Source organism: bacterium (genome assembly GCA_023382385.1).
Taxonomy (GTDB): domain Bacteria; phylum Electryoneota; class RPQS01; order RPQS01; family RPQS01; genus JABWCQ01.
Genome location: JAHDVH010000001.1, coordinates 213,800 through 228,012, shown reverse-complemented (window position 1 = coordinate 228,012; position 14,213 = coordinate 213,800). Strand labels below are relative to the sequence as shown.

Annotated in this window: 9 protein-coding genes and 1 tRNA gene; 8 read left to right on the top strand and 2 right to left on the bottom strand. The window is 51.1% G+C overall.

Annotated features, from left to right (window positions below; translation table 11 throughout):
* Nucleotides 1–658: 658 nt before the first annotated feature.
* The 8 genes from KJZ99_01015 to KJZ99_00980 all read left to right on the top strand — a co-directional run bounded on the left by KJZ99_01015 (nt 659) and on the right by KJZ99_00980 (nt 9,271).
* Entirely contained in the window at nt 659–2,059 is a 1,401-nt protein-coding gene (locus tag KJZ99_01015) for an oligosaccharide flippase family protein (GenBank protein ID MCL4304474.1), read from the top strand.
* Nucleotides 2,056–3,135, top strand: coding sequence for a glycosyltransferase (locus tag KJZ99_01010; GenBank protein MCL4304473.1), 1,080 nt, complete (start codon nt 2,056–2,058; stop codon nt 3,133–3,135). The genes KJZ99_01015 and KJZ99_01010 overlap by 4 nt, the downstream gene beginning before the upstream one ends.
* Nucleotides 3,132–4,079: a glycosyltransferase gene (locus KJZ99_01005; GenBank protein MCL4304472.1), complete on the top strand. Its 948-nt coding sequence runs from the start codon at nt 3,132–3,134 to the stop codon at nt 4,077–4,079. The genes KJZ99_01010 and KJZ99_01005 overlap by 4 nt, the downstream gene beginning before the upstream one ends.
* Nucleotides 4,076–4,966 (top strand): bifunctional methylenetetrahydrofolate dehydrogenase/methenyltetrahydrofolate cyclohydrolase FolD, encoded by an 891-nt coding sequence (folD, locus tag KJZ99_01000; GenBank protein MCL4304471.1) that lies wholly within the window; start codon nt 4,076–4,078, stop codon nt 4,964–4,966. The genes KJZ99_01005 and folD overlap by 4 nt, the downstream gene beginning before the upstream one ends.
* Nucleotides 4,963–6,348, top strand: coding sequence for a hypothetical protein (locus KJZ99_00995; GenBank protein MCL4304470.1), 1,386 nt, complete (start codon nt 4,963–4,965; stop codon nt 6,346–6,348). The genes folD and KJZ99_00995 overlap by 4 nt, the downstream gene beginning before the upstream one ends.
* 19 nt (nt 6,349–6,367) lie before the next feature.
* Nucleotides 6,368–6,463, top strand: a tRNA-Sec gene (locus KJZ99_00990).
* Nucleotides 6,464–6,622: 159 nt separating this feature from the next.
* Entirely contained in the window at nt 6,623–8,371 is a 1,749-nt protein-coding gene (locus tag KJZ99_00985) for a phosphoenolpyruvate carboxykinase (GTP) (protein ID MCL4304469.1), read from the top strand.
* A 132-nt stretch (nt 8,372–8,503) separates the two neighbouring features.
* Complete coding sequence (locus tag KJZ99_00980) at nt 8,504–9,271, top strand: hypothetical protein (GenBank protein MCL4304468.1); 768 nt, start codon at nt 8,504–8,506, stop codon at nt 9,269–9,271.
* A 100-nt stretch (nt 9,272–9,371) separates the two neighbouring features.
* On the opposite strand, the gene leuS is transcribed toward KJZ99_00980, so the two are convergent.
* Both leuS and KJZ99_00970 read right to left on the bottom strand, forming a co-directional pair.
* Nucleotides 9,372–11,855 carry a leucine--tRNA ligase gene (gene leuS / locus KJZ99_00975; GenBank protein MCL4304467.1) on the bottom strand — a complete coding sequence of 828 codons (2,484 nt, stop codon included), beginning with the start codon at nt 11,853–11,855 and terminating at the stop codon, nt 9,372–9,374.
* Nucleotides 11,852–14,194, bottom strand: coding sequence for an SIR2 family protein (locus KJZ99_00970; protein ID MCL4304466.1), 2,343 nt, complete (start codon nt 14,192–14,194; stop codon nt 11,852–11,854). The genes leuS and KJZ99_00970 overlap by 4 nt, the downstream gene beginning before the upstream one ends.
* Between the last annotated feature and the right edge of the window lie 19 nt (nt 14,195–14,213).

Sequence of the window (14,213 nt, the reverse complement as noted above, 5' to 3'; positions counted from 1 at the left end):
ACTCTCTATTCCATGGTCTTTCTTTTCGTGATCGGAGTTTATGTTAAGCTTTCAATACTCGTCTTGACGCCGCTCGTAGTTCTGTGCATCTTAGATTCGTGGGGAAGATCCGGTCGTGCTGCATTTGTTTCTGTCGTTCTTATGCTGACATTTCTCATTCCTCTTGCGGCAAGAAATGCCAGTCTATTTGGGGGCTTGATTCCTTTATCCGTTGGTTTTGGAGAGCCAAGCTGGCGTCTTCCGAATGTCGACACTTTGCTTTATTGTGCAAGGTCCAGTATTTTTCCGTGGAGTGAGTTTTGGCAGAACTGGAAGGGGCTTGTTCTAATGCTGCCCGCGATCGTGCTACTTAGTACCTTGTTCATAGTAGGACTAAGGAATGTGAATGTTCTTGATTGGCGAGCGATTGTGATTGGAAGCACTCTGCTTTCCTTTGTATTCTTAAACATAAGATATGATCAAGCCGAGGGTCGTTACCTCTTTATTGCTTGGCCGGCCGTTGTATCTCTTGTTCCGTCTCTTCCGAAGCGGCTTCGCTCTTGGCCTATCTGGCTAGTCGCATTTATGATTCCCTACTTGCTCTTTGTCATCTGAAAGCATACTAGGAAAACTCAGGTCACTGACTAAGGAGTCGCTGATCTACGGTCTCGCGCACATCTTGACGAGATCTGTTACCTTCCTCCTGCTGCCATACTACAGCTATCGTCTTAGTGCCGCTGACTATGGCGAGCTATCACTGTACTATCTGTTCTTAGCCGTCGCGCAGACTTTTTATGTATATGGACTTGACATTGCTTATCTGCGCTTCTATAATCTAAAGGACCATGGACGCACCAGCGCGCAGGTGAACGGAACGGCGCTCCTTGCCGTCGCACTGAGTTCTTCGGTTCTCTGCCTACTCGGACTTTTGTTTAGGGATTCGCTTGGGTCGCTTTTGATTCAGAATCCGGAGAACGCGGACGATGTGCCCATCGGTATTGTTATTTGTCTGGGGATATTGTTCTTTGACACCATTGGAACTTTCCCATTCCTTCGATTGCGTAGCGAAAACAAGCCGCTCTCCTTTTCGGCACAGAAGATAGTCAATGTGGTGTTGAATATCAGTCTGAATGTCTGGATGGTAGGTTCTTTGGGGCTAGGTGTTCTCGGCGTGTTATATGCAAATCTGATTGCGAGTCTTGTCACTTGTGCGCTGATCCTGCCCGCCTTCCTGCAGACGTGCAGATTTCGCATTGATCGTGTGCTATTCTCCGATCTGCTTGCTTTCGGGCTGCCCAACATACCAACCTACTTGTTCGTAATGGTCGTGGAACTTGCGGATCGAAAAGTGTTGGAACTCTTCCGTGGGATCGAGGAGGCGGGCCTCTACTCGGCAGGTTACAAACTTGGGATGTTCATGGGAGTGGTAAATGCCGCCTTCAGATTCGCATGGCAGCCGTTCTTCCTGAAGCATGCTAATGATCCTCAGGCGCCTCGATTGTACGCTCGGACGCTGACGTACTACGTTGCCGTCGCATCCGGCCTCTTGCTGATGCTGACGCTTGCGGTGCCGCCTCTACTGAAGTTCAATTTCCCTATTGTCGGCTATTTGATCTCTCCATCGTATTGGAGCGGACTCGTTGTCTTCCCGATTATCCTTGCGGCCCACATTTTCGATGGGATCTACGCGAATCTCATGGTAGGTATCTACTTGCAGAAAGCTACAAGGAAACTGCCATTTGTAACAGGTGTGGCTGCGGTTTTTACTGTGATCGCTAATCTATTATTGGTGCCAACCTACGGTATGCTCGCTGCCGCTTGGGTCACGTTTTTCGCATTTGTTATTCAGGCGTTGCTTCTATACCTCGTGGTTCAGAAAATCTATCCCATCGCATACGAGTGGCGTCGATTGGCTATCTTAGCTGTAATCACAATTGCACTTACCGGCGCGGCGGCATTGCTCGAGTTGAATTGGTCGCTGCGAATCCTGCTTGCGGTTGCATTTCCGGTACTTCTTGTCTTTCTAAGATTCTTTACGTCCGATGAGGTCGCTGTTGTCAGGCGATTTGTGCAAAGGTGAGAGTACTTTACATTGCGCCAGAGCATGTGTCTGGCACGCTGGCATTGTTTAAGCGTGAACACGAGAGACGAGGAGATGAGTGCCGGTATGTTACCTTCTGGCGAAGTCGATGGCAATTCCCGGATGACATCTGCCTTGGACTTGCTGGTATGCCTATTCAGAGGTGGGTTCGCGGGATTCGAGATCTTGTGACACACGACCCGCACCGTGTTCCTTCTCGCGTCGAAGACCGCAAGTTGCCAGTCTGGGATCCACCATGGCATGTTCGCGCGATGTTTAGGATGCGTGACGAGTATAATTGGCCCCGTATCAATGAAGTAATTCGGCAGTATAGTCTCGCCGAGTATGACATCGTTCATCTTGACGGTGGCTTGGACTTCACTCGAGACGCTAGGTTTGCGCGCAGTATGAAGGCTCGTGGCAAGCCGATTGTCTCCTACTTTCATGGGTCAGACCTGCGTTCTCGAGGCTTCATTCCGCGTGTCGAGGAAGTCACTGATCTGCATTTGACTCCCGAGTGGGATCTGCACGATCTTGATTCTCGGATTCACTATCTCTACCTTCCATTCGATGCCGCGAGCTTTCAGACTAAGCCCTTTCGACCCGGTAAAGTGATTCGTATCGCCCATGCGGCACGTAATCCGTTAAAAGGGACAGATGCGATCGTAAGTGCGATTGATTCACTTTCGAATCGCTACCCTCTGGAGCTTGTCTTAATCAGGGACATGTCCTACGAAAGTGCGCTCGCTGCGAAGTTCTCCTGCGACATATTTATCGACCAGCTTACAAATGCGGGAGGTTGGGGATACGGGATGAGCAGCGTGGAGGCACTGGCGATGGGTATTCCCGTGATTACGAACATTCCTGACCGGATGCTGAAATACATCGGTGACCACCCTTTTATAGTCGCGGACACTATGTCTCTTACTCAGGTATTGGAGGATTGCCTGTCCAATCGGGAGATCTTGCAAACAACCGCAGCGCGAGGACTTGAATGGGTTATGTCGCGACATGAAATTCAAAAGGTTGGTGACGCGCTGTACGGACATTATAGGCGGCTTGATTGGTGCCAGTGAAGATAAGCGTAATTGTCATATCATTCAATCAGAAGCAGTTCATACAGAGATTGGTAGCACAACTGATCGAACAGGATTTCGACAGTGATGACTATGAGATTATTCTTGTTGAGTGCGCATCGACGGACTCAACAAGAGAGTGGCTTGCAGGATTTCGAAATCGAAACTTAGTGCCGCTATTGCTGTCGGATCCTTCGAACCGGTCATTCGCGCGTAATCAAGGGATCGCAAAGGCACATGGTGAGATTATCGTTATGATTGACGGTGATCATACAGTCAGTCGGAACTTTCTGTCAGTTCATTGGTCCGCGCACCAGCGTGGAGACTGTGCGATCGTCGGGAAGTCTGACTTTGCACAACACGACGAGTTCACTGCAATTAGTGACTATCTGAATAATGGCGGGGCCGTAAAGCTTGGAAGTAATCAGAGGTTGCCGGGCCGTTACTTTCTGACCAGGAATTGCTCGATTTCGAAGAGCGTAGTGCAGCGAGTCGGCCTGTTTGACGAGACCTTCGACTGTTGGGGTGGCGAAGACCTCGATTATGGAGTTCGTATTGAGGATGCCGGTGTGCCGATTTACGCCGAACCTCGAGCCCTTGCGATTCATCACCATTTTCGATCGATTGATAGCTTGCTTGCAAATCTGGAAGCGTACGGCCGGGAGGGGATTCCAATTCTGTTGAAGAATCACCCAAGACTTTTTAGAGAACTGAACTTGGATCGTGTGTTTTCAAATCCTTTTGACAAAGATCGCTTCGGCGGTCTTTGGCGGATGTGCCATCGGTTGCTGTTTTCCCGGCCGGTCTTTACTATTGTGCGGTATACAGTGGATTCGTTGAGATCTCATAAGCTTCCGCGATTTCTGTTCGACTATCTGCATCTGCGCCAATATTCGCGCGGGCTGTCAGAATCTGCGTATTTCAAAGAAATTACTAAACGATGAGTCTTCATCTTATTGACGGAAACGCCGTATCGAAACGGATCCAGGAAAGACTTGCAAACGAGATTGCTGAGTTCAAGCGTGGCTCGAACGTCACTCCAAGCTTGGCGGTGCTGTTGATTGGAGATGACCCTGCTTCAGCCGTATATGTGCGATCAAAGAACAAGGCTGCTTTAAAGCTGGGAATGAATTCCGAGACAATTGTCCTGCCCGCGTCCGTGAGCAGGGAGGAGGTGTTGGATCGTATTGCCAGCTTGAACTCAAACGTGAATACGCATGGAATCTTGGTTCAATTGCCTCTTCCGAAGCAGCTCGACGCAGATGAAGTGATTGATGCAGTAAGCCCGCTGAAAGACGTTGACGGGTTGCATCCTGTTAACGCTGGCATGTTGGCGCTAGGGCGTCCACGGTTTGTTCCTTGCACGCCAGCCGGAATCATGGCACTGCTTGAATCATACAACATCAAAACGATCGGTAGACATGTCGTTGTGGTGGGTCGGTCGAACCTTGTGGGCAGACCAATCTCAACACTACTGTCGATGAAGGGTGAGTTTGCAGACGCGACCGTCACGGTGTGCCATTCGCGGTCGTCTGACCTTTCCACGATGACACGGCTCGCAGACATATTGATCGTTGCTGCTGGGAAGCGCCGTATGATCACGGCTGACATGGTGCGGCCTGGCGCGGTGGTGATTGACGTCGGCATTCACCGGCTGGACGAATCTGAAGGCGGCGGTCTTTGTGGAGATGTTGACTTCGAGTCGGTAGCACGTGTGGCAGAAGCGATTACGCCCGTTCCCGGGGGAGTCGGCCCGATGACGATCGCGATGCTCATGCAAAATACGCTGCTTGCGGCGCAGCTTGCCGTGCGTGCCAAGAACGCGGGATGACGAAGCCAGACATATATATGCTCGGGATTGGCGGAATTGCGATGGCAAACGTCGCTGTTCTGCTTCGCGAGGCCGGTTATGCTGTCTCTGGTTCTGATCAGAACATCTATGAGCCTGCTGCGTCGATTCTCAGTAGGGCTGGTGTGTCAGTGCGTACACCTTACGCCGTTCAAAATGTTCCCAATGAAGAGAATTCCATCGTGGTTGTGGGCAACGTGCAATCGCGAGGACAGATCGAGGTAGAGGAAGCGTTATCGAAAAACATTCCTCTTGAGTCGTTTCCCGGATTGCTCCGGCGAACAGTTATGCGGCATAAACGCAGGATTGTTGTCGCCGGCACTCATGGCAAGAGTACAACTACGGCCTGTATTGCTCACCTCCTGAAGTCAACGGGACATGATCCGTCTTATTTGATAGGTGCTGACCCTTTAGATTTGGATTTTGGTGGTCATTACTCGAACAGCGACACATTCGTGATTGAGGGTGACGAGTATGACAGTGCTTTCTTTGACAAACGCTCGAAGTTCTTAGACTACTTTCCCAGCATTCTCGTCTTGGGGAGAGTCGAGCATGATCACCTTGACATCTTCCCGACGCTTGATGAAATGCTCTTATCCTATCGTCGACTGGTCTCGCAGTTGCCAGGTAATGGCAGGTTGATTGTATCGTCAGACAGCTTGCACGCGATGAAACTCGCTGAGTTGTCCCCCTGTGAAGTCGTCACGGTCGGTTTCTCGGAAACTTGCACTTGGCAGATTAGGGGGACAGACTTGGTTCACTTGGGAGACCAGGTCTTCGCAACGTATGCCGATTCTGTTCTGGGAAGTCACAATCGGTTGAATGTGGCGATGGCCATCGCTTCCGCGTCTGCAGTGGAGCCGGACCTTCTTGCGCTGGTTGAAGCGTCCAAACAATTCAGGGGTATCAGACGCCGACTCGAGCTCGTGTTGCGTGCAGGTGAAGTGACCGTTTTCGATGACTTCGCTCACCACCCGACAGCGGTGGCTGCCGCCATTGATGCCGTTCGTGAGTATGACAGAGACGCAAGAGTCATCGCGGTCTTTGAACCACGCTCCAATACTGCCACACGGGATCTGTATCAGCACGAGTTTGCCGAGGCCCTGGCGAAGGCGGATGCGGTCGTTATTGGTTCGATTCATCGCAAGGAGAGAATTTCGAGTGGTGAACGGCTGAACGTTGACGCGATCGTCGAACAACTCACCTCGCGTGGTGTGGCGGCCGCCGCGATCGAAAATTCAGAGATTCCTGATTATCTTCACGCGACATTTCCCGCCGGCGATCGCATCGTTCTCTTCATGAGCAACGGCAGTTTTGACGGCGTTTGTCATAAGTTCTGTAAATTGTTCTTGCAGGAAAACTGATTCACGGCAGGAGTGCCGTGGGGACGGATGGGGCACTGGTGGCCTCCGCGGTCTTCAAAACCGTTTGCGTCCATGTAACACATGGATGGCTGGGTTCGATTCCCAGACGTTCCCGCAATTTAGGTAGGGAGTGCGCGCTACCCGATTCCTATGTTCTAAGATGTTGTTATTCAGAATGAAGTGTCGACTTGACTTTCCTGTTCAAGATAGTTAGCTTTTAATCATTACTGTCCACTATCTCTACCATTTAATTTACCGGCAAATGAGGAGCAATATGACAACCAACACAACCTTGAACTCATGGGTTGAAGAGTGTGCGCGGCTGCTGAAACCAGACAAGATCCATTGGTGCGATGGATCGGATGCAGAGCGAGAAAAGCTCACGCAAGAGCTTTTGGATCGCGGCGAATTTATGAAGCTTAATGAAAAGAATTGGCCCAATTGTTATCTTTACCGTTCTGATCCATCAGATGTGGCGCGCACAGAAAAGGTTACTTATATTTGCTCGGAATCGGAAAGTGATTGTGGTCCTACCAACAATTACATGTCGCCGAAGCAGGCTGAATCGGAAATCAAGCCGCGCTTTGACGGCTGTATGAAGGGCCGCACCATGTACGTGATGCCATACGTTATGGGTCCCTTGGGCAGCCCGCACAGCAAGGTCGGGGTCCAGCTGACGGACTCCGCATACGTCGTGCTCAACATGAGAATTATGAGCCGAATGGGTGAGGCGGCGTTGGAGCTCCTCGGGAACTCGCCTGACTTTGTCAAAGGCATGCACTCTATTGCCGATCTCAATCCGGCTACGAGGGCGATTTGCCATTTCCCTGAAAGAAACGAAATCTGGTCAATTGGCTCAGGATATGGCGGAAACGCCCTGCTCGGAAAAAAGTGTCACGCGTTGCGCATTGCCTCTGCCCAGGCGCGCCGCGAGGGATGGTTCGCAGAGCACATGCTGATTCTTGGACTGGAAAGTCCTGAGGGCAAGACCCACTACATCGCGGCCGCATTCCCTTCCGCCTGCGGAAAGACAAATCTGGCAATGGTCATTCCGCCGGCTGCGCTGAAGGGCTGGAAGACTTGGACGGTCGGCGATGACATTGCATGGATGCGTTTTGGTAAGGACGGTCGGCTGTATGCCATCAATCCGGAAGCAGGCTTTTTCGGCGTCGCGCCCGGCACATCCATGAAGACTAATCCTAACGCTTTGAAAAGTGCTCAGGCAAATTCTATCTTCACCAATGTTGGGGTTGACGAAAATGGCGATGTCTGGTGGGAAGGTATGGGTCCGGCGCCGGCCAAGCTGACGGACTGGAAGGGGAATCCTTGGACTCCCGACTCGCCTGAAGTAGCGGCACATCCGAACTCGCGATTTACTGCTCCCGCAAGACAGTGCCCATCCATTTCGCCGCATTGGGAAGACCCTGAAGGGGTCCCAATTTCCGCAATTCTCTTCGGTGGTCGCCGCACGCATCTTGTGCCCTTGGTCGTTGAAGCGTTCTCATGGGAACACGGGGTGCTGATCGGTGCGTCGATGGGAAGTGAAGCTACTGCGGCAGCTACCGACACCAAGGCAGGGACAATCCGCCACGATCCAATGGCGATGTTGCCCTTCTGTGGCTACAACATGGGTGACTACTTTCAGCATTGGTTGGACATGGGAAAACGAGTTCCCAATCCGCCTAAGATTTTTGCCGTCAACTGGTTCCGTCAGGATTCAGACGGTCGTTACCTCTGGCCGGGGTTTGGGGACAATGTCCGGGTCCTGCAATGGATTATCAGCAGGATAGAAGGGAAGGGGGGAAGCGTCGAAACACCAATCGGGATTCTGCCGCGCCTTTCTGACCTAAACACCGATGGTTTGAATGCTTCCAAGGATGACCTTGAAGAGATTCTCAAGATTGATGTCCCAGGGTGGCGAAATGAAGTGGTCGGTAGACGTGAATACTTCAAGACTTTTGGGGATCGGTTCCCTGCAGCTCTAAACCATGAGGTCGATGCGCTTGAAAAGCGTTTAGGCTAATCGTCCGGAATGAAACTATCTGAAGGGCCATCTGTTTAATTGTCAGATGGCCCTTTCAACTGGAGTACCAGAATGAGAAGAATTTCTGTATTTATAGTTTTTTTAATAGCTTGCGCAATACAGGCACAGGCAGTGCCGAAGATTGCCGTGTTCCCCTTCCAGCCCCTGATGGATTCTACATATAATTGGTGGGGCGATCAGGTCAAAGTTCTGAACTACCAGAAGGCATTACATGGGTTCCTCGTGGCGGATCTTAGGCAGGATGCCCGTTTCGAAGTCGTGGCGATGGCCAATGCCTTAGGTGCCCAGTCTGCTGCCTTAGCCGAGGCGAAAGCCGCGGGTGCCGACTTTGCCGTGATTGGTACGTACGCCGAGCTTCCGTCTTCCATTCGTGCCGATGCCCAATTGATTGATGTTGGCCTCGGGGATGTCCCTCGCGGCTATCAGGCAAGTGCAACCGCTGGGCGCTGGGAGGATCTTTCGGAAGTGTCGCAAAGTCTGGCCGGCCAACTGCTCTCAATGGTCACTGGTTCCGCGACGCCTCGACGTGAGTCTGTCAGCAGGCTGGTGCTTGAAGGCGAGCGAGCCGCGCTTGGTTTTCCTGCGAGTGCCAATGCACGGCTTGTTGTCGAAGTCAATTCACCATCGCCAAAAGTCAGCGTGTCAAGCGGTGTGCCGTTCAAGCGGTGTTCGGTACTCGATCGGTCGCTGTCCGACGGTTCTGCCGCATCTCAAATCTGCTTTGTTGCGGACGTGCCAGCGGGAGAGCAACTGGTTTCAATCGCCCAGCGAGGTTACTATGGCCACGAGGAGTCGCTAAGTCTTAGCCCGGGCAAGGTATACCGTCTGGTGGTAGAGCTGCAGCCGATGTCGTTTCAGGCTGTGCCGGGGCGGCAGTAGACTCTGCGCCCGTTTCGCGCGGCACGCATACTTTCTTCACATAATGTTACTTATGTGACTTTCGGATTTACGAAGTAGCCGGCTCTTGCCGGCTTCCTCTTTACCCCTTCACGACCAGATTGACAATCTTCCCCGGCACGACGATCGCTTTAGCAAGCTGCTTCCCTTCGAGCTGTGCCTTGACCTTCTCAAGTCCCAGCGCACCTTGCTCAAGTTCATGCTTCGAGGCCTCCGCAGGTGCCTCAAAAGTATCGCGCAGTTTCCCGTTGATCTGTACAGCAATTGTCACAGTATCAGATTTGGCTTTCTTGGCATCATACGCGGGCCAGGCTTCGTCAAAGACAGTCCCGATGTGTCCCAGTCGGCTCCATAGTTCCTCGGCCAAGTGCGGCGCGGATGGTGCCACAAGTTTGACAAGCGTTTCTATAACCTGAACCTTGGCCGGACTCGACTTCACGCCTTGAAGATCTGATCCCACCCAGCCATATATCGCGTTCGTCAGCTCCATTAACCTCGCAAGCTGAGTATTGAATGAGAACGCCTGAAGGTCGTGACCAACCGCTTCGATAGTCTTGTGGAGCCTTTGCTCAACGTCCCGTGGTATGGCCTCTTCAGTCGTCTCGGTTGATGTACAGACGGCCATCCCCAGCCTCCAAACCCGGGCAATAAACCTCTCAATTCCGGTGATTCCGCCTTCAGTCCACTCGCCACCCTCCGTATAGTCTCCCGAAAACATCAAGTAGCAGCGCAGCACATCCGAGCCGACACGTTCGAGCACCGGCTCCGGCGCGACGGTGTTCCCTTTCGACTTCGACATCCGCTGTCCGCCCCTCAGAATAATGCCCTGATGAATCAACCTTGTGAACGGTTCTTCGTAGGGGAACCAACCGGCATCTTTAGCGACTTTCCCAAAGAATCGGCTGTAAATCAGATGTCCCATCGCGTGCTCAGGACCGCCAACATATTGATGAACCGGAAACATCTCCTTCAAGTGTTCTCTATTGAAGGGCGCGTTATCCAGCCGTGCGTCGGGATATCTGAGGTAGTACCACGAGGAGCAGACAAAAGTATCCATTGTATCCGGATCGCGTTCCGCCGGGCCGTTGCAGTTCGGGCAGGTCGTTCTGATAAAGGACTCCACGCTGGCCAGCGGTGACTTCCCTTTGGGCTTGTACTCTGTCACATCTTCCGGCAAGAGTACCGGCAACTCGTCTTCCGGCACAGGCACAATTCCACACTTCGGGCAGTGTACCATCGGAATCGGTGCCCCCCAATAGCGCTGCCGCGACACTGTCCAGTCGCGCAGGTGCCATGTCACGGTAGGCTTGCCCAATCCCAAAGATTCGAGCTTCCTCCCGACCGCCCGAATTCCCTCTTCTGAAGTCATTCCTGAGAACTCACCCGAGTCAAACATCACACCGTAGTTAGTAAAGGCCCCATCCGCTCTTTTTGCCTTCTCCTGATCGCTCTTCGCTTCTGCAATCACTTCCTTTATTGGCAGCTTATACGTCTTCGCGAACTCGAAATCGCGCGTGTCATGTGCCGGCACGGCCATCACCGCTCCGGTTCCATAGCTCCCGATCACATAGTCTGCAACCCACACCGGAAGTGCTTCGCCTGTCAGCGGATGCGTTGCATATGCCCCCGTAAACACCCCCGTCTTGGGCCGATCCACAACCTGCCGATCCACTTCTGAAAGACTCAGAGCCATTTTCACATACTTTTCGACCGCTCCCCTCTGCTCGGCAGTCGTAATCTCCTTCACTAACGAATGCTCCGGTGCAAGTACGACATAAGTCACACCGAACAATGTATCCGCCCGTGTCGTGAATGCTTCGATACGCAGGTCGCTGTTCGAGACGGGAAACACAATCTCCGTCCCCTCCGACTTCCCGATCCAGTACCGCTGCATGGCCTTCGTCTTCTCCGGCCAGTCAATCGTATCAAGCCCGTCCAGCAATCTTTGATTGTAATCGGATATTCTGAAAAACCATTGCCTCATCTTGCGCCGCTCGACCATCGTGTCACACCGCTCGCACAGGTTGTCCGCACCGACCTGCTCATTGGCCAGCACGGTCTGACAGTTCGGGCACCAATTCACCAGCGCGTCTTTCTGATAGGCCAGCCCGCGCTTATACATCAGCAAAAACCACCACTGCGTCCACTTGTAGTAGTCCGGCGACGACGTCACCACCTCATAGTCCCAGTCGTACATCGCGCCGATCTTCTTGAGCTGCTCGCGCATGAAGCGAATGTTATTCGCCGTCGAGATGGCCGGATGAATCCCCGTCTTGATAGCATAATTCTCTGCGGGCAGACCGAACGAGTCAAACCCCATCGGCTCGAATACCTCATATCCCTGCATCCGCTTGAACCGCGCATAGCTGTCCGTCGGCGCATAGCAATACCAGTGCCCCATATGCAGCTTGTCCCCCGAAGGATACGAGAACATCGTCAGCACATAGTGCTTCGGCTTTTTTGCGTGCCAATTGAACTTATACGTCCCGTTCTCTTCCCACCACTTCTGCCAGCGGGATTCAATCTCAGCAAACGGGTACGGCTGTTCGGATATGGGTTTAGTCATCTATCAGTTTGAATTGTGTTACTTAGCTTTTCGCGAATTTGCTTTCTCAATACTCGAACGCGATTCGTGCTTTGAAGCGAAGCCTCTTCCTCCAGCCATAAGTTTGCCTGTTCTAAGTACTCTTTGGCCTCTCGCGTCAAACCGAAAACATCTCGATAACCAATCGCTTGCTCGGCAAAAGTGAGAGCATGAAATAGTTTGCGCTTGTCCGACGAATAGCATCTAGCCAAGATTTGCATGCTATTCTTCAGACTCTCTTGTACAGTCGGATTGCTAGGATTCTGGTTAATGTTCGCGCGATACAGTATCACAGCGTGAGAGTTTCTAATGCTCCAGATGTCATAATTTGTCATATTTACAGCTTGATCGATCCACTGGAACGCAAGCTGATGCTGTTCTTTCCGACTTAGATAAAGCGCTCCCTGCTGCCGGACCCACGGAGAACGAGTTTCTTCAAAGATTTCTTCATAATAGTCCCTTCCTGCCAACCAATTCGGGAAAGCGCGCTCCGCTAGTCTTCGGTCATATGCGTATCGCTTAAAAATGTCGTAGCGAGGAATTTGCCATGGGCGAACATTCTGTCTAAACCGCTTCAACATTCTACGAAGAGCATCTGCAGGAGACTGACGCAATACAGCCTCGGAAACAATATTGGATCGAGGACTGAAGTAGTCCTGATTAGTGTCCATAAATTGCCCGGAATAATCAGTTACCAGTGAACCTAGTCGAGCAATTAGCTCGTGAATTTCCTCATAATTCCTAACGCTTCTCTCAAAGTATCCAATCAATGTGTCCAAGGCGCATGGTGTGCGGCATGAATGTAAATAACATACTACTAGCAAGAGATCGGTGAGTCGCCAGTCTGACTCTTCAAGCTGTTGGAATACACTTGAATACCTTTCATTAAGTCTTGGGAAATTTACCTCTTCTTGAATTAGTTCGAATATTGAAGTTGGACGATCAGTCACTTCAAAGTGTTCGGCACGAACTCGTCTTACTGCATCCGGAATACGTTTTCGCAGTTCCTGCTTATCTTGCGCGGTAAGCTCTGTCACGTCAATTATTGTTGACCCGTGAGAAACCAAATGGGAGACAATTTCATAGTTGTACTCCCTATCGGCCGAGATGATTCGAATGTTTTCATGCGCGCGAAATTCGTCGAAAGCCTCTACCGAATCAGAAATATTGTCCAGAAATATGAGTGCTCTTCGTGAGCGCAGAAGATTTATGATTGTAAGTGCTTTCTCCTTGCTGCAGAAATCCATAATGAGCTTTATACCTTCATAAGACATTGAAGCAGCAAGCTGCATTAGCAAAGTGGTCTTGCCACACGCAGGCACACCAGTGATTACTACTGTCTTCCCTGCATTGACGTGATTCCGAATCTCGTCATAGTGGCTTGTCCTAAACAGTTGGCTTTGAAAAATGTCGCTCCACACTGGAGCCGCGCCTTCATAAAACTCTCGTATTGGACGTGCCGGCGCCTTTCCTAATTCCGGGACTGAAAATTCCGGAAACTCGAGTTTCCCTGAATGAACGCTTGAATCATGCGACGATGAGGGCGCTATACTAAGCTCCAATAAATAGTCAAGAAACTCCTCAGTCGAGCTGACAATAATCTGAAACCTTAGTGCTTTAAAGAACTTCCGAGTATTAGCATCCAGGTACTTCTCAGGAATAACGATCCAGCGGTCGGGTTGCTCTCCCGGCCCGTGCATTGCTTGTGCGATTGCATTAAGTATTCCAGAATCTGCCAGCTTGTATCCCCAGAAAATTGTCGGAGACTTTTTTAGTCTTGCTACGAGATACCGAAAATGGGTGGGGTCAAGATCAAAGGCTGATGCCGTTTCTGCGCTTCCAAAGGTCATTCTACGGTCACTATTGTAAATTGACCCGTGTAAAGGTAATATATCAACTCCGCTACTATCGCCATAATGCGGACCCTTAATATAGACGTCATTCGAATAATGGCGGTCAGATTTTGAGTAGATCTTCAAGAGCAAATCATCGACATTTGTAGTAAAGATCGAATTGATATCGAGTTTATCAATCGCAAGGTACTTCTCAGAGTGGTCGACGACTGTCATTTTGTCAACGATGAACGCCCGAAACTCCTCGGAACTAGTAGATTCGATAATGGTGCAAAGTTGTGAGAGGGACAAGCTTTCGACATCTGCCATAGCAAACTTCGAAGCTAGATCCTCTTTGAGCTGGATTCCAGTGGGGAGTGTATCACCGAACTTGTTCTTCGCCAATACAGAAAATCCCGCCCCAACAAACAAGTTGATTTGATTGCGAAGCGCAACTTCAAAATTGTGTTGATTCTCGATTTCCAACATTGAAACCTCCCTCGAAATA